At 63.2% G+C, this 20,237-nt stretch carries 18 protein-coding genes and 1 pseudogene; all 19 read right to left on the bottom strand.

The annotated features are described in order from the left end of the window. Window positions 1-73: 73 nt before the first annotated feature. Window positions 74-1,401 (bottom strand): annotated as a pseudogene (locus tag JGU71_RS20185) (F0F1 ATP synthase subunit B/delta). A 3-nt stretch (window positions 1,402-1,404) separates the two neighbouring features. Then, entirely contained in the window at window positions 1,405-1,926 is a 522-nt protein-coding gene (locus JGU71_RS20180; protein ID WP_199706062.1) for a F0F1 ATP synthase subunit B, read from the bottom strand. Window positions 1,927-1,932: 6 nt separating this feature from the next. Continuing rightward, on the bottom strand, window positions 1,933-2,187 hold the full coding sequence (locus JGU71_RS20175; RefSeq protein WP_307829734.1) for a F0F1 ATP synthase subunit C: 255 nt from the start codon (window positions 2,185-2,187) through the stop codon (window positions 1,933-1,935). Window positions 2,188-2,256: 69 nt separating this feature from the next. Then, a complete protein-coding gene (gene atpB, locus JGU71_RS20170; protein ID WP_199706061.1) occupies window positions 2,257-3,024 on the bottom strand; it encodes a F0F1 ATP synthase subunit A in 768 nt (255 codons plus the stop codon). Then, complete coding sequence (locus JGU71_RS20165) at window positions 3,021-3,530, bottom strand: ATP synthase subunit I (RefSeq protein WP_233529770.1); 510 nt, start codon at window positions 3,528-3,530, stop codon at window positions 3,021-3,023. Before JGU71_RS20165 ends, atpB begins: the two co-directional genes overlap by 4 nt. 11 nt (window positions 3,531-3,541) lie before the next feature. After that, on the bottom strand, window positions 3,542-3,748 hold the full coding sequence (locus JGU71_RS30610; protein WP_199706060.1) for an AtpZ/AtpI family protein: 207 nt from the start codon (window positions 3,746-3,748) through the stop codon (window positions 3,542-3,544). 213 nt (window positions 3,749-3,961) lie between these two features. Next, on the bottom strand, window positions 3,962-5,134 hold the full coding sequence (locus JGU71_RS20155) for a glycosyltransferase family 4 protein (RefSeq protein WP_199706059.1): 1,173 nt from the start codon (window positions 5,132-5,134) through the stop codon (window positions 3,962-3,964). Next, a complete protein-coding gene (gene glyA, locus JGU71_RS20150) occupies window positions 5,131-6,438 on the bottom strand; it encodes a serine hydroxymethyltransferase (RefSeq protein WP_199706058.1) in 1,308 nt (435 codons plus the stop codon). Before glyA ends, JGU71_RS20155 begins: the two co-directional genes overlap by 4 nt. Continuing rightward, window positions 6,435-7,100, bottom strand: a complete 666-nt coding sequence (locus tag JGU71_RS20145) for an L-threonylcarbamoyladenylate synthase (RefSeq protein ID WP_199706057.1) — start codon at window positions 7,098-7,100, stop codon at window positions 6,435-6,437. The genes glyA and JGU71_RS20145 overlap by 4 nt, the downstream gene beginning before the upstream one ends. After that, window positions 7,097-7,984, bottom strand: a complete 888-nt coding sequence (gene prmC / locus JGU71_RS20140) for a peptide chain release factor N(5)-glutamine methyltransferase (RefSeq protein ID WP_199706056.1) — start codon at window positions 7,982-7,984, stop codon at window positions 7,097-7,099. The genes JGU71_RS20145 and prmC overlap by 4 nt, the downstream gene beginning before the upstream one ends. 48 nt (window positions 7,985-8,032) lie before the next feature. Further along, window positions 8,033-9,112, bottom strand: coding sequence for a peptide chain release factor 1 (gene prfA / locus JGU71_RS20135; protein ID WP_199706055.1), 1,080 nt, complete (start codon window positions 9,110-9,112; stop codon window positions 8,033-8,035). A gap of 101 nt (window positions 9,113-9,213) precedes the next feature. Further along, on the bottom strand, window positions 9,214-9,447 hold the full coding sequence (gene rpmE, locus JGU71_RS20130) for a 50S ribosomal protein L31 (protein ID WP_199706054.1): 234 nt from the start codon (window positions 9,445-9,447) through the stop codon (window positions 9,214-9,216). Between the two features lie 141 nt (window positions 9,448-9,588). After that, window positions 9,589-10,860, bottom strand: coding sequence for a DUF7373 family lipoprotein (locus tag JGU71_RS20125; protein WP_199706053.1), 1,272 nt, complete (start codon window positions 10,858-10,860; stop codon window positions 9,589-9,591). Between the two features lie 406 nt (window positions 10,861-11,266). Continuing rightward, the gene (gene rho / locus JGU71_RS20120; RefSeq protein WP_199706052.1) at window positions 11,267-13,426 is read right to left on the bottom strand and encodes a transcription termination factor Rho; all 2,160 of its coding nucleotides are present in this window, start codon (window positions 13,424-13,426) and stop codon (window positions 11,267-11,269) included. Between the two features lie 356 nt (window positions 13,427-13,782). Beyond that, window positions 13,783-14,715 (bottom strand): homoserine kinase, encoded by a 933-nt coding sequence (thrB, locus tag JGU71_RS20115; protein ID WP_199706051.1) that lies wholly within the window; start codon window positions 14,713-14,715, stop codon window positions 13,783-13,785. Between the two features lie 23 nt (window positions 14,716-14,738). Then, entirely contained in the window at window positions 14,739-15,818 is a 1,080-nt protein-coding gene (gene thrC / locus JGU71_RS20110) for a threonine synthase (protein WP_199706050.1), read from the bottom strand. Beyond that, complete coding sequence (locus JGU71_RS20105) at window positions 15,815-17,143, bottom strand: homoserine dehydrogenase (protein WP_307829733.1); 1,329 nt, start codon at window positions 17,141-17,143, stop codon at window positions 15,815-15,817. The genes thrC and JGU71_RS20105 overlap by 4 nt, the downstream gene beginning before the upstream one ends. Continuing rightward, window positions 17,140-18,561 (bottom strand): diaminopimelate decarboxylase, encoded by a 1,422-nt coding sequence (gene lysA / locus JGU71_RS20100; RefSeq protein ID WP_199706049.1) that lies wholly within the window; start codon window positions 18,559-18,561, stop codon window positions 17,140-17,142. The genes JGU71_RS20105 and lysA overlap by 4 nt, the downstream gene beginning before the upstream one ends. After that, window positions 18,558-20,210, bottom strand: a complete 1,653-nt coding sequence (argS, locus tag JGU71_RS20095; protein WP_199706048.1) for an arginine--tRNA ligase — start codon at window positions 20,208-20,210, stop codon at window positions 18,558-18,560. The genes lysA and argS overlap by 4 nt, the downstream gene beginning before the upstream one ends. Window positions 20,211-20,237: the final 27 nt, after the last annotated feature.

Raw genomic sequence — 20,237 nt, 5'->3', positions numbered from 1 at the left:
ATCGATTTCCCTGCTTTCGAATATGGTGTTCGGCTCTAGTGTTCATGTGGTCCGGCGCGTTCGCCGAACGCACCTAACGTGGTAGTTGGCTCGCTGCGCTCGCCAGTCGTGACGCGATGGTGCCGTCGACGACCTCGTCGCCGACCGTGATCTCGAGTCCACCGAGAATCTCGGGGACAACTTCGAGCTGCACGGTCATGTTGCGACCGTAAATTCGGGACAGCACGCCTTCGAGCCGTTCACGCTGTGCATCCGACAGCGGCGAGGCGGCCTTGACATGGGCGACCGATTGTCCGCGACGTTCGGCGGCAAGCTCTGCGAGCTCGGGCACGACTGCCTCGAAGTTCCTGCCATGGAGACCACGAAGTGTCTGCTGCAGCAATCGATCAGTGAACTCGCTGGCCTTGCCTGCGAGCACGTTGGTAAGCAACTGTGTGCGTCCGTCGAGCGGCGCGACCGTGTCGCTGAGCAGCGTCGACAGACGTGCATTCGCGTCGAGCGTGCGACCGAAGCGGAACAGTTCGTCCTCGACGTTCTCGATCTGACCGTCACGCTCGGCACCGATCAGGATCGCGAGGTTGGCGAGGCGCTCGAGCGCATTGGTGAAGTCGCGAGAGATCGACCAGCGCTGCTCGACGCCCGTGCGGACGATGTCGAGCGTCGAATCCGCGACCTTGCCGGCAAGCAGTGAGTCGAGAACTGCGACCTTCGGCTCGGATTCGTCTGACTTGCCTGCGAGGTGCTTCCGGAGCGTCACCTCGACAACAAGCAGGTTCGAGACGGCGGCCAATTCGTCGGCGAGCGTCGCCAGGCCTGCAGAATCCAGATCGGCAGAAACCTCGTCGAAGCGGCGCTGCACTACTTGCAGCGACTCGCGGCTTGCCGCGTGCATCAGGACACTCCCTTATTGGATGACTTGCCGTCGCTTGCCATTGCCTCCAGCTCGTCGAGGAAGCGATCGACGCTTCCCGACTGGGCGCCGGAGTCGGCGAGTCGACTGCGGACGGTGTCGCCCGCCTTGGCAACTGCCGCACTACCGAGATCCAGCTGCAGCTGACGGATCAGCTGCTGGCGTTGCAGCGCGAGCTGCTCCACACCGTGCTGCTTGATGCGGGCAACTTCGGCATCGGCTTGCTCGCGCAGTTGCGCGGTGATGCGCTGTGCGTCCGCACGTGCGTCCTCACGAATCTGCGCAGCTTCGTTGCGTGCCTGCGAGACAGCTTCCTCGTGCGCCTTCTTCGCTTCGGCCAAACGTGCTGCCGCTGCTTCACTTTCGCTGATCTGCGTGCGAACTTCGTCTTGCTGCTTGGCCATCAGCTTGCGAACCGGCGGTCCTGCGTATCGCACGATGACGAAGACGATGACCGCGAACGCGAAGAGCTGGCCGAAAAAAGTACCCACTGATTACACCCGCCCAGTTTGGTCGGCCAACGACGCCTTGCCGGAACCGTTGGCGTCGACACCGAGAACCCGATTCGCAAGCGTGTCGGACAACGGCCCGACTCCACTCTGCAGATCGGAAGCGACCTTGCGCGCCTGAGCTTGCAGTTCCTCGTCCGCCTGCTTCTGAATGGCGTCGGATTCCTGCCGTGCCTTCGTACGCATCTGGTCGAGGATCTGCTGACCCTCGCCACGTGCTGCGTCTCGGATCTTGGCAGCTTCGCCCCGAGCGTCCATCAGTTCGCCGCGGTACTTGGCATCAGCATCCGCGAACGCCCGAGCAGCCCTGTGGTTGTCGTCGGTCGTCTTCGCCACCCGTTCGGCGCGCTCGTCGAGCACAGCGCGGATCGGCGGGACAACGAACTTCCAGATAACTCCGAGCACCACGAGGAAGATGATGAGCTCGACGAAGAACGTGCCGTTGGGGATGAGGAAGTTGTTGGTCTTCTCCTCACCGCCCTCGGCGGCTAGAAGTGTGCTGTCCATAGCCACTTACGTCGTCTGGCCTGGGGTAGCGAACACGAAGAGTGCCATGAACGCGAGGTTGATGAAGTATGCAGCCTCGACCAGACCGACCGTGATGAAGAACGGGGTGAAGAGACGCGACTGCGCTTCGGGCTGACGAGCGATGCCTGCGATCAACTGGCTACCGGCGAGACCGTCACCGATACCGGCACCGATTGCGCCGCCTGCCATGATCATACCGCCACCGATAAGCGCTCCGGCGGTCACCATTTCACTTGCCATGATTTCACTTCCTTTGTTTCTCTGTCCGAGATCGGGTCTGAATTTGTTGGCTTTATTGCGCGAGAAAAATTAGTGCTCGTCTTCCAGTTCCATCGACTGACTGAAGTAGAGAATTGTCAGCAGCGCGAAGATGAAGGCCTGAATCAATCCGACGAACAAATCGAACATCTTCCAGATCGCGTTCGGTCCCCACAGAATGTAAGGGGGGAACATCGCAATCAATCCGATCATGATGCCGCCGGCAAACATGTTGCCGAAAAGTCGGAGTGACAGCGAGATCGGCTTTGCAATCTCTTCGATGATGTTGACCGGAGCGAGGATTGCGACGTGACCCTTCGCCAACTTCTTCAAGTGGGTGAAGATGCCGCGGCGCTTGGCACCGGCTATGTGGTAGAAGATGAACACGAACAGCGCGAGTGCGTAGACGTAGTTGACGTCCGATGCAGGCGGCTTGATCAGTTCGGCGCCGTGCTCCCAGTAGATCGGCCCGATATCGACCGGTCCGAATTGGAACGGAAGCACCGCGAGCCAGTTCGACACCAGAATGAAGACGAAGAGCGTTACGGCGAGCGGAAGTACGAACGGCGCAACTTTCATACCGATTGCGCTCTCGACCTGGCTGCGCATCTGAACCGTTACGCCCTCGAAGAACAACTGCACCCCGTTGGGTACGCCATTCGTGATCTTCGAGCGAAGGTAGAACGCCAGCCCTAGAACGATCGCAGCAGCGATAAGCGTTCCGTAGATCGTGTCGACATTGAAGGTGAGGCCGAAAAGCTGCCTCTCGATGTGATGACCAACTTCAATTTTGGTCTCGGCAAGAACTTGGTCAGTCATGATTGCTGGCGAAGTCCTTTCAGAACGGGCACAGTGGTTGTCAGTACAAGAAGAACCTGTGAGACGGCCAATCCGACGAACACGCCGATGCCGTCGATCCTCGGCTTCACGAGGAAACCTATCACGATCGCGATAGCGGTGATGATGAGCAATCTGGAGGCCGAGGAGAAGGCCATCCGCTGTTTACTCGGGTTGTCGTTGGCCGTCACGCGAGTGACCGCAAGCTGAACCAGCCACATATTGCCGATGCCGAGCGCAAGCCCGAGGCAGATGAGAAGACCCATCACCAGATGCCCGAGCCAGCCGGTCAGCATCAAGGCGATGATGCCGAGACCGATCGCGATGATCGTGGGAAGCCGCATGTTGAGCGGCATCGCGGACAGCAGTCCCGAGTCTTCGCCCGATTCGCTTTGGGGTAACGTGTCGCCGTTGCGATCGCCGAGCGACGTGTCGTCGTCGCTGCGCTCGCCCCGTCGGGGGGTGGAGTCCGGTGGCGCCATCGCCATCTGCCTCTTCCTCAATCTCTCATGAACGTTCTGAACTGCACGATCATTGTTGCGGTTGCGCCTACTATTCCCAGCAGCAACCCGATTGCTGTGAACAACGGCGACGTGTGTATCGCGGCGTCCAAAAGCAGACCGGCAACCAGACCTAGAACAATGCATCCAACAAGGCCGGTACCAATTCCAATAAGCTGCCTCGGGCTGGGCGGTTCGTTCGCCACGTCCTTCGGCTAGCTTGCGGAAATCTGCGCGCAGACAACACTCACGTGCGGGCTCCTACTCGGTCTAAGCGTCTCACCCGACGCGACCGTGAGGCCGACCCGGACGAACAGCGAAAACCGTACCACAGGCATTTGTTCGTTTTTCTTGCCCACGACACAGTGTAGTAGATGCCGAGACCCACTGTCGAGTCCGGGCAAATCGGACGCTTCCCGCTACCAGTCCTCGTGCTTTCGCAAAGACGGCACCGCGGTCACTACCAGCGCAAATACCAGTCCCCCAGCGAAGATCAGGACCACTATCCTGCGATCGATCAACGAGGAGCCGACTGCTCCGAAAGCAAGAACGCCGACCCACAAATAGATGAGCAGAACCACCCTGCGATGCGAGTGCCCGATCTGCAGCAGCCGATGATGCAGATGCATCTTGTCCGGGCTGAACGGGCTCACCCCAGCCCGGGTGCGGCGAACCACAGCGAGCAGAAGATCGAGCATCGGGATGAACATCACTGCGCCGACGAGCAAAAGCGGCGTCAGCAGACCGAGGATGTCTCGAATGCCGTAGGCGGTCCGACCGACCTTGCCCGATGCGCTGGTCGAGATAGTCGCAAGCATCAACCCGATCAGCATCGATCCCGAGTCACCCATAAAGATCTTGGCAGGCTGAAAGTTGTGTGGAAGGAAGCCGAGGCAGGCGCCGGCGAGCGCGGCCGCGAGCAGAGCAGGCGGATAGACACTCACGTCCCCACCCTGTTCGCGCAACAGACCGACCGAGTAGACGAAGATCGCCAGCGCTGCGATCAACCCCATTCCCGCGGCAAGTCCGTCCAGGCCGTCGACGAAGTTCATCGCGTTGACCATCACGACCGTCACCGCGATCGTCACAAGTCCCGCTTGGAGTGGATCGAGAATGATCGTGCCGCCGCCACCCGGGAAATAGATGACCCACCAGCTCACGCCCATCACGACGAGCACGCCGGCGGCCGTCACCTGTCCCACGAATTTGGTCAACGCATCGAGACCCCAACGGTCGTCGATTACACCCACGAGGACGATGACCAGCCCGGAGACCAGCGCAGCAGGCATATCGGGGGTGTCGTAATCGAATCCGCGGGCCAGCGCAGGTAGTTGCTGGGCGAACAACACCGCTGCCAGCACGCCGAGGTACATGCCGACCCCACCCATACGCGGGATGGGTGCGGTGTGGACGTCGCGTTCGCGCGGGATGGCGACCGCCCCGAAGGCGATGGCCAGCATTCGGATTCCGCCGGTCGCGAAGAACGTGACGACAGCAGCGGTCAGCATCACGAGCAACAGCTCGCGAAGTGGTACACCCGCGCCGCTGCTCGATTGGGCCAGCACCACAGCGGTGGAGTCGGCGGCTATCACGTGGCGGACGCTACCCCGCGCGGATAGGCCGGCTTGGCCGCGACCAGTTCCGCAACCTCGGCGCGCACGGCATCGAGTTCGATTCGTCCCGCCGATGACGTCGGGTCCGCTTTGACGGCCCTGACGACGAGCCCGCCGACACGGTCCATGTCGGACACGTCGAAACCTTGCGTCGTGAGCGCGGCCGAGCCGACACGAATACCGGATGCAACGCGCGGCGGCGCGGGATCGTACGGAATTGCGTTCTTGTTCAAGGTGATTCGTCCCGCATCGCAACGCACCTCGGCTTCGGCGCCCGACACCCCGAGTGCTTGGATATCGAGGAGGGCGAGATGGGTGTCCGTACCGCCCGACACCGCACGCATGCCGTTCGACTCGAGCGACTTCGACAATGCCGCAGCGTTCGCGGTGACGCCGGAGGCGTACGCCTGGAACTGCGGAGTCGATGCTTCCTTGAACGCGACGGCCTTCGCTGCGACCGCGTGCATCAACGGTCCGCCCTGACTGAACGGGAAGACTGCCTTGTCGATCGCCTTCGCGTGCTCGGCCCTGCACATCAGCATTCCGCCTCGTGGGCCGCGGAGCACCTTGTGTGTCGTCGCGGACACGACATCGGCGTACGGCACCGGGGACGGAATCGCCTTGCCTGCTACCAGGCCGATGAAATGCGCCGCATCGACCCAGAGGATCGCGTCGACCTCGTCGGCGATCTTCCTGAATATCGCGAAGTCGATCAGCCGCGGATACGCCGTAGCGCCTGCGACGATGATTCGCGGCCGATGTGCGAGCGCAAGGTCCCTGACCTCGTCGTAGTCGATCGTTTCGGTCCGCTTGTTCACGTGGTAGGGCGTTGGCGCGAACCATTTGCCCGAGAAGCTCACTCGCGATCCATGGGTGAGGTGGCCGCCGTGCGGCAGGCTCATGGCGAGAATCGGATCGCCCGGTTGCGCGAACGCGGCGTATACGGCGAAATTCGCGCTCGCGCCCGAGTGCGGCTGCACGTTGACGTGCTCGGCACCGAACAGTGCCTTCGCCCGCGCGATCGCCAGTTCTTCGGCTTTGTCGACCTCGGCGCAACCGCCGTAGTACCGGTGCCCCGGATAGCCTTCGGCGTACTTGTTGCTCAACGTCGACCCGAGCGTCGCCAATACGGCAGGGCTGGTGAGGTTTTCACTCGCGATCAGCTGCAGCCCACCGCGCTGCCGTTCGAGCTCACCGAGGACGATGTCGGCGACCTCCGGGTCGGTCTGCTCCAGTTCTCCGAAATCCGGTCCCCAGAATCGATCGTTACCGTCGGTGCTCATCGCATTGCTCCCGCCTCGAGGCTTTCGACCGATACACCGAGCACGTCCGCAATGTCGCTGCTCGCAACGGCTCCCGACCGCAGAATCCGCGGGTGATCCGACGTGAGATCCACGATCGTCGACGCGACAGCAAGCTCCGACGTGCCACCGTCCAGATAGACGGTCACATCTTCACCGAGTTGTTCGCGAGCTTCGGCGGCCGTCTTCGCAGGTGGCGAGCCCGAGACGTTGGCGCTCGACACCGCCAGCGGACCGACCTCACGCAGCAGTTCAAGCGCGACCGGATGCAGCGGCATCCGCAGCATCACGGTCCCCCGCGTATCGCCGAGGTCCCACGCCAGCGACGGAGCCTGTTGCACAACCAGACTGAGGCCGCCGGGCCAGAACGCACGCACGAGATCGCGTGCCTGTGGCCGCACCGACAACACAAGTCCGTCGATCGTGTTCCACGAACCGACAAGTACCGGCACCGGCATGTCGCGACCGCGACGCTTGGCGCGCAACAATGCAGCCACCGCGGAACTGTCGAACGCGTCGGCACCGATCCCGTAGAGGGTGTCCGTCGGCATGACGACGAGGCGGCCTGCCTTCAAAGTTCGGGTAGCAGCGTCTATTCCGGCAGCCCGAGCCGCAGAATCCTGGCAGTCGTAGACCGTGCTCACGCGTCCATCCTTGCATTGTCGCGCCGCGCGACGACAAATCGAGGTCGACCTGCGAGGTCGGGGTGGGTGACGATGTCGGTGAACGAACCGCCCGCCTCCAGCAACCCTGCGACGGCAGCGCCGTTCGAGTCGTCGTGTTCGATCGCCACCCCACCTCCGACACGCAACCAGCGAGCAACGTTTGCGACCATCGGCTCGATCACATCGAGGCCGTCGGGCCCGGCGAACAACGCCATGTGGGGATCGTGCTCGATCACCTCGGGCTCGAGCTGAGCACCGACCGGTACGTAGGGCGGGTTCGCAACGATCAGATCGACCGTGCCGTCGAGTTCGGTGAGCAGGTCGGGGCGCGTGACGTCGTCGTTGTGCAGGGTGATCTCGGTGTCGCCGTCGTCGGCCCGAAGCATTGCGTTGCGTTGCGCCCAGGTCAGTGCCCGTGGATCCAATTCGATCGCGTGTACGACGGCATCGGGTCTGGCGTGGGCCAACGCCAACGCCAACGCGCCCGAACCGGTGCAGAGGTCGAGCACCACCGGTGGGTGCCGGTTGCAGGACTCCAGAAACGCCAGGGCCCAGGCAAGCAGCAACTCCGTCTCGGGGCGCGGCACGAAAACCCCTGGCCCGACTTCGAGATCGATCTCCCCCATCGGCGAAGTACCGGTGATGTACTGCAGCGGAATACGTTTGGCTCGCTGATCGACCATCTTGCGATACGCCTGGAGCACCGCGGACTCGACGAGCGGTACCAGACACAGCCGGGTTCGCTCCACACCCATCAGATGAGCGGCGAGCACCTCGGCATCGTTTCGTGCGCTGTGCACGCCCGCCGCCGCAAGTTGTTCGGTGGCCTCACGAATCGCTGTACGAACTGGCTGTCGGCTCACACTTACAGCCTGCCACGCGAAGGACGGGCGTCGACGCAGGATCCCCTGCTACTCGACGGCGAGCCGCGCTTCGCGGTCCGCTTTACCCAACGCATCGAGCAACGCGTCGAGCTCACCATCGAGCACTGCGTCGAGGTTGTGCGACTTGAAGCCGATCCGATGGTCGGTGATGCGGTTCTCGGGAAAATTGTAGGTCCGGATGCGCTCCGAGCGATCGACCGTACGAACCTGACTCGCCCGTCCCGCCGATGCCTCGGCGTTGGCAGCCTCTTCCGCAACGACCTGCAGGCGTGCCGCGAGAACCTGCATCGCGCGCGCCTTGTTCTGCAGCTGCGACCGTTCGTTCTGGCACGTCACGACGATTCCGGTCGGCAGATGTGTGATGCGGACAGCGGAGTCCGTCGTGTTGACGCCCTGGCCGCCCTTGCCGGAGGACCGATAGACGTCGATCCGCAGATCGGTTTCGTCGATCTGCACGTCCTCGACTTCTTCCGGCTCCGGATAGATCAGAATCCCCGCCGCCGACGTATGGACCCGGCCCTGCGACTCGGTCACCGGCACCCGCTGGACCCGATGCACGCCGCCCTCGAACTTCAGCCGAGACCAGACCCCGTCACGCTCCGCGGACTTCGCTTTGATGGACAACGTCGCGTCCTTGTAGCCACCGAGATCGGAGATGTTCGCGTCGAGCACCTCGACCCGCCAACCCCGACGCTCGGCATAGCGAAGGTACATCCGCGCCAGGTCTGCGGCGAACAGCGCTGACTCCTCGCCACCTTCACCCGACTTGACCTCGAGGACGACGTCGTCGCTGTCGTGCGGATCTCGCGGTGCAAGAAGATCGGTGAGCGCATGGTCCAGCTCGAGGACCTGTGCTTCCAGATCGGGGATTTCGGCCGCGAAACTGGAATCGTCGGCCGCGAGTTCCTTGGCCGCTTCGAGGTCGTCACGAGCGGACTGCAGCTTGGTGTAGGTCGCCATGACAGGTGCGAGTTCGGCGAAACGTTTGCCGACACGGCGGGCCGCTCCCGGGTCGTTGTGCAGCGCAGGATCGGAAAGCTGCAGCTCCAAGCTGGTGTGCTCGGCGAGAATGTCGTCGACCGCGGATGCAGTGTTCTTGTCAGCCATGCCCTTGCTCATCTCTCCGCTGCTCGCCTGCGATAGGTCTTGATAGAAAAAAAGCCGACGCCCGGCCTGCAGCGATCACAGGACGGGCGTCGGCGAAGAAGCTAGGAGCTGGCGTCGGCTTTCTTGCCTGCGCGCTTGCCGTAGCGAGCCTCGAAGCGGGCGACACGGCCGCCGGTGTCGAGGATCTTCTGCTTGCCGGTGTAGAACGGGTGGCACTGCGAGCAAACCTCGACATTGATGTGACCCGATGCCTTGGTGCTGTGCGTCTCGAACGTGTTTCCGCAACCGCAGACGACTGTCGTCGCTACGTAGTTGGGATGAATTCCTGCCTTCATGGTGTCCTCTCACAGTGGTCGCCGGGTCGCCTTCGCCAATCGAAGACGTGAACCGGAACCGGACTCGACCGCTCAGTATGCCAGAGCTGATGGCGGCTTTACGAATCGTTCAACCCAGCGGGCCCGACGATTGTTCCTTCGCTACTGACTGTTGGCAAGAAGTGCGTACTGAGCTGCGGCTTTGAACCGAACATCGTCCTCGTCGTCACTGGTGACGCTTGCCGCGTACTGCCGATAGATCACGCTGCAGCGGTAGTACGGATCGCCAGCGTCGGTCTGCAACTCCTGACACGTTGCGTCCGGCACGCCCTCCGGTCCGTCGATCGTGTTCGTGATGTTCGGCGAATCTCCGTAGTTCTCCGCGACGAGTTGCTCCGCCGCGGCCTTGTCGCGCACCCGATACAGAAAGGTGCCGATCTCGACGGCGCCCCAGAATTCCAGACCCGTCTCGTCGAAGAGCTTGCCGACGACTTCCTTGTTTCCCGCCGAATGCGTCGCCCCGAGCCTGCCGTACGCGATGCCGGATTCGATGCTGACGTTGCCGGACTCGACAATCGTGCTCGGATCGTCCGATTCGACGACGGGATAGGGCCAGACGCCGACCTGGTACGGCAGGATCCGCCTGACCATCCCCTCGGCGTCGAGTGGCAACGTGGCCACCTTGTCCACCGGCGTCGCCTCGAAGCCGTCGAGGAGTGGCATCTGCGCATCGAACGTCTTCGTGACGAGGTCGGTCAGCGCGTCGATGTCCGGCGAGGTGTGTTCGGCGTAGACGTTCACGACCCAGAATCCGTGCGCGATCGTCGATCCGAGAGTAGGCACGCCTAAGCGCCAATGACTTTGCGCGGCATCGTATTCCGGAATATCCACCGCGCGGTTGTCCGGGCTGAGGGCAAAGTCGACAGCGTCGATCTCCCGCGCCGCGCGTTCGGCTGAATCCTCGTCGGGGAAGCGGAGCACATTGATCGTCACCGCACGTGCATCGCCGACTTTCGGCTTGCCCTCGGCAGGAAACTCTTGGTCTCGTCCGCCGACTGCGTAGCCGGCGATCATTCCGTACTTCTCCAGCACCGGCTGCGTCGCGTCAGCGAGGGTGCCTGTCGCCGACTTTGCGTCCGGCCGCGGTTCTGCCCCTGACCAGTACTTCAAATCGGGATCGATCTTGTACGGGTTCGCAACGGCGTCTGCGATTCGCACGGCTTCGATCAGCCTGCCGAACGACTCCCGGTCGTTACGGGGTACCTCGAGCGGTTCGGTGCTGTAGTTCCCGACATCCAGCGTGCGCACATCGACTTCGCCTGCCTTTGCAGCACCTTCTGTCGGCGAGGCGCAGCCCGCAATCTGAGCGCCGCCGAGCAGCACCACAAGTGCAACCGCACCGACCCGACCGGACAACTTCACATCGAATTTCACCGACGCCCCTTGGCTGCAGAGTTGTTCCGAAATCTACCGCACTCCCCCGACGCTGAGCCGAATGAATATGGCCCGCAGATCGAATCGAGTAGTCGACTACTCGTGCAGCAGCCTGGACACACTCATAGATTCGGCAGGGATCGACGACCGTGCAAGCCGATCGAAGGACCACCGGATATGAATCTCCGCTGTGCGGCCGCAGTCTTCGTATTTCTCTTCGTAGCCATCGGTCTCGGCGTCACGGCGTTGCCGCAGACCACACCTGATCGGGCGTATAGCTACGAGACAACGACAAACACGCGGGCACCCTACGAAGCGGTGCCCGCGGACGAACCTTCTCTTGCTCTAGCAACTGCGCTCTTGATCGCGGGCGCAGCCACGATCGGTCGAGCGTTCTTCGGTCCTTCTACTCGTCTGCCAGACCTGGAGCTGTTTTCGAGACCGTCATAAGGAACTCGAGGTTGTTGCGCGTCTTCTTCAGACGGTCGATCAGCAGATCGATTGCCTGATGGCTGTCCAGGCCGGACAGCACCCGCCGCAACTTGTGCAGAACGGCAGCCTCGTCCGGATTGAGCAGCAACTCGTCCTTACGCGTACCGGACGGATTGACGTCGACCGCGGGGAACACCCGACGCTCTGCGATCTTTCGATCGAGCTTGAGCTCCGCGTTGCCGGTGCCCTTGAACTCTTCGAAGATAACGGTGTCACCGGTAGAGCCGGTCTCGACCATCGCCGTTGCGATGATGGTCAACGAACCACCGTTTTCGATGTTGCGCGCGGCACCGAGGAAACGCTTCGGCGGGTAGAGCGCAGTCGAATCGACACCACCGGAGAGGATGCGACCCGAGGCGGGCGACGAGTTGTTGTACGCACGGCCGAGGCGCGTGATCGAGTCGAGCAGAACGACGACGTCCTTACCCATCTCCACCAACCGCTTTGCCCGCTCGATCGCCAACTCGGCGACCGACGTGTGATCGCCGGGCGGACGGTCGAAGGTCGAGGCGATGACCTCACCCTTCACCGAGCGCTGCATGTCGGTGACCTCTTCCGGCCGCTCGTCGACGAGCACAACCATGAGGTAGACCTCGGGGTTGTTGACGGCGATCGCGTTGGCGATGTCCTGCATGATCGTCGTCTTACCTGCCTTGGGCGGGCTGACGATCAGGGCACGCTGGCCCTTACCGATCGGCATGATCAGGTCTATCACGCGGGTCGTGAGCTTGTTCTGCGTCGTTTCCAGGCGCAGCCGCTGATTCGGATACAGCGGCGTCAGCTTCTGGAATTCGGGACGGCGACGCGCTGCATCGATGTCGCCACCGTTGATGGTGTCCAGTCGAACCAACGGATCGAACTTCTGCCGCTGATTGCTCTGCTCACCCTCACGCGGCGCACGAACTGCACCGGTGATGGCGTCACCGCGACGAAGCCCGCTCTTACGAACGAGGTTCATCGATACGTACACGTCGTTGGGTCCCGCGAGGTATCCGGACGTCCGCACGAATGCGTAGTTGTCCAGCACATCGAGGATTCCGGCTACGGGCTGAAGAACGTCGTCTTCGCGAATTTCGGGCTCGCGAGCATCGGGCGCCCCGCCACCTTCACCACGTTCGCGACCACGGCGACGCTCCCGGAAGCGGCGTCCGCGACGACCGCGGCCGCCCTCTTCGTCATCGTCCCGATTGTCGTTGCGATTGTCGCCACGCGGACCGTTGTTGCCCTGATTGCTGTTGGCTTGATTGTTGTTGTTCTGGTTGCGATTTCGGTCGCCCTGGTTGCCCTGGTTGCGGTCGCCGCCCTGGTTTCGCTCACCCTGGTTGCCCTGGTTGCGTTCACCCTGGTTGCCCTGGTTGCGGTCACCCTGGTTGTTGCGCTCACCCTGGTTGCGGTCGCCACCCTGGTTGCGTTCCCGGCGGTTGCCGCCCTGGTTCGCTTGCCCGTCCTGGCCGCTGCGATCGTTGTTCTGCTCGTTGCGGCGCGGCTGATCCTCGGACTGGGTCGCGGGTTGCTGCGACTCGCCCTGCTCGGCTGCAGGCGATCCTGCCTGACGCGATGCGCCGCGACGCTGGCGGTTTCGCCCGCCCTGTGCGCGCTCGGACTCCTCGTCGGTCCGCGACTCGGACGCGTCGGTCTTCGCTTCGGCTGCTGCCGGTGCGGAGTCGGTTGCTACCGACTCGGTGGCCTGTGCGGAATCCGCCTTCGGAGCCTGTGCGGGCGCCTCGACAACGGGAGCAACGGCCTCGACCTTGGCGGGAGCCTCGGCCGCTTCGACCTTCTTCGGCCGTTCGGCGACGGGTTCGGCTGCTTCCTTCTTGGCGCTGGAGCCCGACTGACGATCCTTGATCGCACCGATCAGGTCGCCTTTTCGCATTCCGGAGGTTCCACGGATACCGAGTTCTGCGGCGAGTGCCCGCAATTGAGGTAGCAACATCCCCGCCAATCCGCCGCCACGCGGCGCTTCGGTCGCTGGTGCGGCCGGTGTGGTTTGTGAAGTATCGCTCGCCTGGCTGACCGAAGAATCGGTCTTGGAATCGTCAACAGGCGTAGTGAACAGGTCCGTATCGGTCACGGAGGTCCTTTCCTTCCCTCGCTCGCGCTGTGGGCGATTCGAGGGTTCGTCCCGCAGCCCAGCTTATGTACTGGACTCGGATGTGCGCCGCACGTGCATTTGCTTTATCGGCCGGTTGCCATCCACCACCGCAAGGGGGGTCGAAGGATCATTCCAGTGCGCACCGGTGACTCGATTGCCGAAACCGAACTTCTGGAGTGATTGCCCTGGTGAAGCACCGGCGTCTGAAGCGCACGATGTACGGACAACGCCAAGGATAGCCCCCATGCTCAGGCACGGCAACAGGCGCCCCCTTGCGGCGAGTCGGCATCGTCACGACTGACGTCGATACTCGGCTCCTCCGGCGCCTGCGCGGGTCAAGTGACCGAAACGCCGTCCGCCAAGGGCAGGTCGAGTACGTCGATACCGTCTTCCTTCGCGAGCTCACGAAGTTCGTCGGGCAGGGGGCCTGTCATCAGAGCAAGAACAGTCGGTCCAGCTCCAGATACGGTTGCGGCGATTCCAGCGTCTCGCAGTCGCCGAATCCACAGGGTTGTCAGCGGCAGCGCGGGTGCCCGCTGATTCTGGTGCAACATGTCTGCGGTTGCCGGCAGCAGCAGATCTGGACGTTGGGTCAACGCGACGACAGCGAGCGCAGCGCGGCTGACGTTGAACGCCGCATCGCGGTGCGGCACCATCTCGGGTAGCAATCCACGGGTGTGCGCGGTGGAACTGCGTTCCTGCGGTACGAACACCACCGCACGGATATCGGGATGCACCTCCAACCGAACGGCGCGATACTCGCGCTCCCCCGTGTGCGGACAGTCGGAATCGGTCCAGGACACCACAACTCCGCCGAGCACACTCGCGGCAGCGTTGTCCGGATGCCCTTCGAACTCCGACGCGAGCTGAACGAGTTGTTCCCGCGAGAGAGCGAGTGCGGGGTCGAGCTTGCTAGCCAGACCGTTGGCTGCCGCGAGCCCCCCAACGACGGCGGACGCCGACGAACCGAGACCGCGAGAGTGCGGAATCACGTTGCGGCACACGACATCCAGTCCGTCCGCCCAGACGCCCGCCGATTCCAGCCCCCGTTCGACCGCCCGAACGACGAGGTGCGACGGACCCCACGGAACGTCTTCGGCGCCTTCACCCTCGACGCGAATCGTGAGTCCCGATGCCGTGGTTGTCACTTCGATCTCGTCGCACAGGTCGAGAGCGAGGCCGAGCGAGTCGAAGCCTGGACCTAGATTGGCACTGGACGCGGGAACGCGAGCAGTTATCGTCAGTCCGATCGGAAGGGTCTGGGTCATCAGCGCGGGTCCGGTCGTCGTCACTACGCGAGCTCGAGCGCTGCTGCCACCGCCACCGGATCCACCGGAATCGGTTGTACCGCAGGCATTCCCAGCAAGGCGGTGTCAGGATCCTTCAGGCCGTTGCCCGTGACCGTGCACACCACAGTCAGACCGGCGTCGAGCCAGCCTTCCTTGCGCGCCGCAAGCAGTCCTGCGACGCTCGCCGCGGACGCCGGCTCGACGAACACACCTTCGGTCGCGGCGATGAGGCGATAAGCCTCCAAAATTTCGTCGTCGGTCGCAGCGCGGAATGCACCGTCGGACTCTTCTTTTGCGCTCACCGCGCCGTTCCACGAAGCAGGAGAACCGATTCGGATGGCGGTGGCGATCGTCTCGGGGTTCTTCACTGGTGCACCGTTGACCAACGGGGCCGAACCGGCTGCCTGCACACCGAGCATCCGTGGCCGAACCGACGTGATGCCGTCCGCGAAGTACTCGCTGTAACCACGCCAATACGCCGTGATGTTTCCGGCGTTGCCGACCGGAAGTGCATGCACGTCAGGCGCTTTGCCGAGTGCATCGCAGATTTCGAACGCCGCCGTCTTCTGCCCTTCGATGCGGGCGGGATTGACGGAGTTGACCAGTCCGATCTCGGGGAACTCGGCGGTGGTCTTTCGTGCCAACTCGAGGCAATCGTCGAAGTTGCCCTCCACCTGGATGATTCGGGCGCCGTGCATCACTGCCTGGGCGAGTTTGCCCATCGCGATCTTGCCCTGCGGGATCAACACAGCACAGGTCATGCCGGCTTTTGCCGCGTAAGCAGCGGCGGATGCCGACGTGTTTCCCGTCGATGCGCACAGGACGGCGCGCTGGCCGCGAGCGCGTGCATCGGTGATTGCCATCGTCATGCCGCGGTCCTTGAACGAACCGGTCGGATTGAGCCCCTCGACCTTCAAATGCACGTCGCACCCGGTCAATTCGGAGAGATGCTCCGCGGGCAGCAGCGGAGTTCCGCCCTCACGAAGAGTGACAGGACGCCAGTCGGGACCGATTGCCAACCGATCGCGGTAAGCCTCGATCAAACCGGGCCATGGTGTGTGAACAGCGCTCGATCGGCTCATTCTTCGGTGCCTTCCAGTCTCAGGACGCTCTTCACGATTACCTCGAACTCCAACTCCGCAAGTGCTGCAACAGTTTCCGCCAAGGCCGACTCGGCTGCGATATGGGTGACCACAACGAGGCGCGCGCCCTCCCCCGCACCTTCCTGCCGAACCGTGGAGATACTGACCCCGCGCTTGGAGAACTCCGCTGCCACACCGGAAAGCACTCCGGGACGGTCAGCGACCTCCATGTTGACGTGGTACCGAGTCGGCGTATCGCCCATCGGCGCGATCGGCAATTTCGCGTACGTCGATTCGCCTGGACCGCGGCCACCGTAGAACTTGTTGCGCGCCGCCATCACCAAGTCGCCCATCACCGCTGATGCCGTCGGGGCGCCACCGGCGCCCTGGCCGTAGAACATCAGCCTGCCAGCCGCCTCTGCCTCGACGACAACGGCATTGAACGCACCGTCGACTCGAGCAAGCGGATGGGAAAGGGGAAGCAAGGCCGGATAGACGCGAACCGAGATCCGCTCCTTGCCGTCCTCGTCACTGACGCGCTCGCACAGGGCCAGCAGTTTCACCGTGCAGTCGAGGGCCTTTGCCGTCGCAAGGTCTTCGGCTGTGACATTCGAGATGCCCTCGCGGTAGACGTCGGCTGCCGTCACCCGGGTGTGGAACGCCAGGGACGCAAGGATCGCTGCCTTCGCGGCGGCGTCGTAACCCTCGACGTCGGCAGTCGGATCCGCTTCGGCGTACCCGAGACGGCTCGCCTCGGCGAGGGATTCCTCGTAGCCCGCACCCGTCGCCGCCATGGCCGACAGGATGAAGTTCGTTGTGCCGTTGACAATTCCGACGACCCGATTGACCTTGTCGCCCGCGAGCGACTGCATCAACGGCCGCACAACAGGAATCGCGCCTGCGACCGCTGCCTCGAAGTACAGGTCGGCGCGGGTCCGCTCGGCGGCTTCGGCGATCTCACCGGTGTAGTCGGCCAGCAACGCCTTGTTGGCCGTGACGACCGACTTGCCCGAATTGAGCGCAGCAAGAATCAACGACCGCGGCTTCTCGATGCCGCCGATGACCTCGACCACGATGTCGACGTCGTCGCGAGCGACAAGTGCGTCGGCATCGGTCGTCAACAATTCCTCGGGAACGCCACGGTCGATCTCGATGCGGCGCACTGCAATTCCGCGGATCACAACAGGTGCACCGACGCGGGCCTTCAGGTCGTCGGCACGGTCACGCAGGATGCGGACGACCTCGGTCCCGACATTTCCCATGCCGAGGACCGCGACACCGATCGGCTGGTCGCCGGTGCGAGACGAATACGACGTGCTGGTCACTCGTTTACCTCCAGGCTGAGCAGGTCTTCTACGTTCTCCCTGCGAAGAATCAATCGCGATTGTCCGTCACGCACCGCCACGACCGCGGGGCGCGGCAGGAGGTTGTAGCGACTCGACATCGAATAGCAGTAGGCACCGGTCGCTGCGACAGCGAGCAGGTCGCCGGGTCCGACGTCGGCAGGCATCCAGGTATCGCGGATGACCACATCGCCACTCTCGCAATGCTTTCCGACGACACGTGCAACCACCGGATCGGCGTCGCTGTCTCGCGACACCAGACGGCAATCGTATTCGGCTTGGTACAGCGACGTCCGAATGTTGTCGCTCATACCGCCGTCGATGCTCACGTAGCGACGCTTCGTACTCGCGCCGAGTGCAACATCCTTGATGGTGCCGACCTCATAGAGAGTCACGGTGCCCGGACCGGCGATCGCACGTCCCGGTTCGACAGCGAGTGTCGGACGGGGCAGGCCGACGCGTGCCGACTCCGATTCGACGATTTTCAGCAGCGTCGCCGCGAGATCCTGCAGTGGTGGCGGATCGTCGCTCGGGATATAGGAAATACCTAGACCGCCACCGAGATCCACGGTCGCGATCTGCGCGGTCTTCTCGACGCCGAACTCGGCGACGGTGTCACGAAGAAGGCTGATAACCCGGTTCGCGGCGACCTCGAAACCGCTCACGTCGAAGATCTGCGAACCGATGTGGCTGTGCAGCCCGACCAGACGGAGGTTGTCGGCAGCAAAGACACGCCGCACAGCCTCGATGGCGTCTCCCCCGGCCAACGAGAACCCGAACTTCTGGTCTTCGTGTGCGGTGGAAATGAATTCGTGTGTGTGCGCTTCGACTCCGACCGTCACACGAACGAGAACATCCTGCACGACACCGGCACTGCCCGCGATGGCGTCGAGCCGCTCGATCTCGATCAGGGAGTCGAGCACGATGTGCCCAACCCCGGCGCTGACCCCGGCTTCGAGCTCGGCGATGGACTTGTTGTTGCCGTGCATGGCAATTCGCTCGGCGGGGAAGCCGCCGTGCAATGCCACGGCGAGTTCGCCACCGGAACAGACGTCGAGCGAGAGCCCTTCGTCTGCAACCCAGCGCGCGATCTCGCTGCACAGAAATGCCTTGGACGCGTAGTGAATTCGCGCATGCGGACCGAACGCGGCGAGCATATCGCGGCAGCGGGAGCGGAAGTCGTCCTCGTCGATGACGAAAAGCGGTGTGCCGTAAGACTCCGCGAGCTCCGTGACCGCGACACCCGCGAGCGTCACGACGCCGTCCGCACCGCGGGCGGCGCCACGCGGATACACGTGCTCGGGCAGTGCCGTCATCTCGGCAGGGGTTTTCGGACGCTCGGAAAGTCCTGGAGCGTAAGCGAGTTCGGCGTGCCGCGGTCCGGCCGGATGCGCGCTCACATCTGCTCCGGTGCGCTGACGCCGAGCAAGGTCAATCCGTTGGCCAACACCTGACGGGTTGCGTCACACAGCGCGAGTCGGGCGGTATGCAATTCGTTCGGCTCCTCGTCTCCGACAGGCAAGATGCGACAAGCCGCATAGAACCTGTGATACGTCCCTGCAAGTTCTTCCAGATAGCGCGCAATCCGATGTGGCTCACGCAGATTCGCCGCACTGGCGACAACCCGCGGGTACTCGCCGATCGTCTTGATCAGCTCACCCTCGTGATCGGAGTCGAGAAGCGCGAAGTTCGGGTCGTCCGTCCCGATTCCGAGGTCCGCAGCGTTGCGAGCAACCGACCGCAACCGCGCATGCGCGTATTGCACGTACAGCACCGGGTTCTCGTCGTTCTGCTTGGTCCAGAGCGCAAGGTCGATGTCGATGCTCGTATTCACCGACGACCGCACCAGCGCATACCGTGCCGCGTCGACGCCGATCGCCTCGACGAGATCGTCGAGCGTGATGACAGTGCCTGCGCGCTTGCTCATCTTCACCGTGACACCGTCACGGACCAGGTTCACCATCTGGCCGATGAGCACCTCGACGTTTGCCGGATCGTCTCCGGTCGCCGATGCGATCGCCTTGAGGCGTCCGATGTAGCCGTGGTGGTCGGCACCGAGCATGTAGATGCAGAGATCGGCACCGCGAGCGCGCTTGTCGAGGAAGTAGGCGATGTCACCGGCAACGTAGGCCGAGGTCCCGTCGCTCTTGATGACAACGCGGTCCTTGTCGTCGCCGAAGTCGGTGGTCCGCAACCACCATGCGCCCTCGGCCTCGTACAGCGTGCCCTTGGTCTTCAGCTCCTCCACCGCGCGCTCGACGGCGCCGGACTCGAACATCGAGCTTTCGTTGGTGTAGACGTCGAAGTCGGTGCCGAATTCGTGGAGCGTCTTCTTGATGTGGGCGAACATCAGGTCGACGCCGGTCGCGCGAAAGATCTCGTGCTGTTCGGCAGGCGGTGCATCGAGCGCTCCTGGATGCTGCGCGATCACAGCTGCCGCGATGTCGGAGATGTAGCTGCCCGCGTAACCCTTGTCGGGTGTCGGCTCGTTTTTCGCTGCGGCAATGAGCGATTCGGCGAACCGGTCGATCTGCCCGCCGTGATCGTTGAAGTAGTACTCCCTGGTCACCGCGGCGCCCTGCGACGCAAGAATCCGGCCGAGAGCGTCACCGACGGCTGCCCAACGGGTTCCACCGAGGTGAATCGGCCCGGTCGGGTTGGCCGAGACGAACTCGAGGTTGATCGTCTTACCCGTGAGCGTGGTCGCACTGCCGAACTCGGCTCCCGCTGCCAGGACGGAGGTCAGAATCGCGCCCTGCGCGGACGCGTCGAGTCGGATGTTGAGGAAACCGGGTCCGGCGACGTCCGCCGTCGCGATGCCGTCGGTCGCCGTGAGTGCTTCAGCGAGCCAACCTGCGAGTTCGCGCGGATTCACACCCGCGGGCTTGCCGATTCGCATGGCAATGTTCGAGGCGTAATCGCCGTGTTCCGGGTTGCGTGGACGCTCGACGGTCAGCTCTGCTGGCAGTACCGATGTGTCGATTCCACGCTCGGCAAGCACCTTCGCGGCGGTACCGCGGAGGAGTTCGGCAAGGTCAGCTGGAGTCACAGGTGTCTATCCTATGGTCTGCGGGGT

The sequence above is a fragment of the Antrihabitans stalagmiti genome, assembly GCF_016482825.1.
Taxonomy (GTDB): domain Bacteria; phylum Actinomycetota; class Actinomycetes; order Mycobacteriales; family Mycobacteriaceae; genus Antrihabitans; species Antrihabitans stalagmiti.
This window is presented reverse-complemented; position numbering and strand designations above follow the sequence as displayed.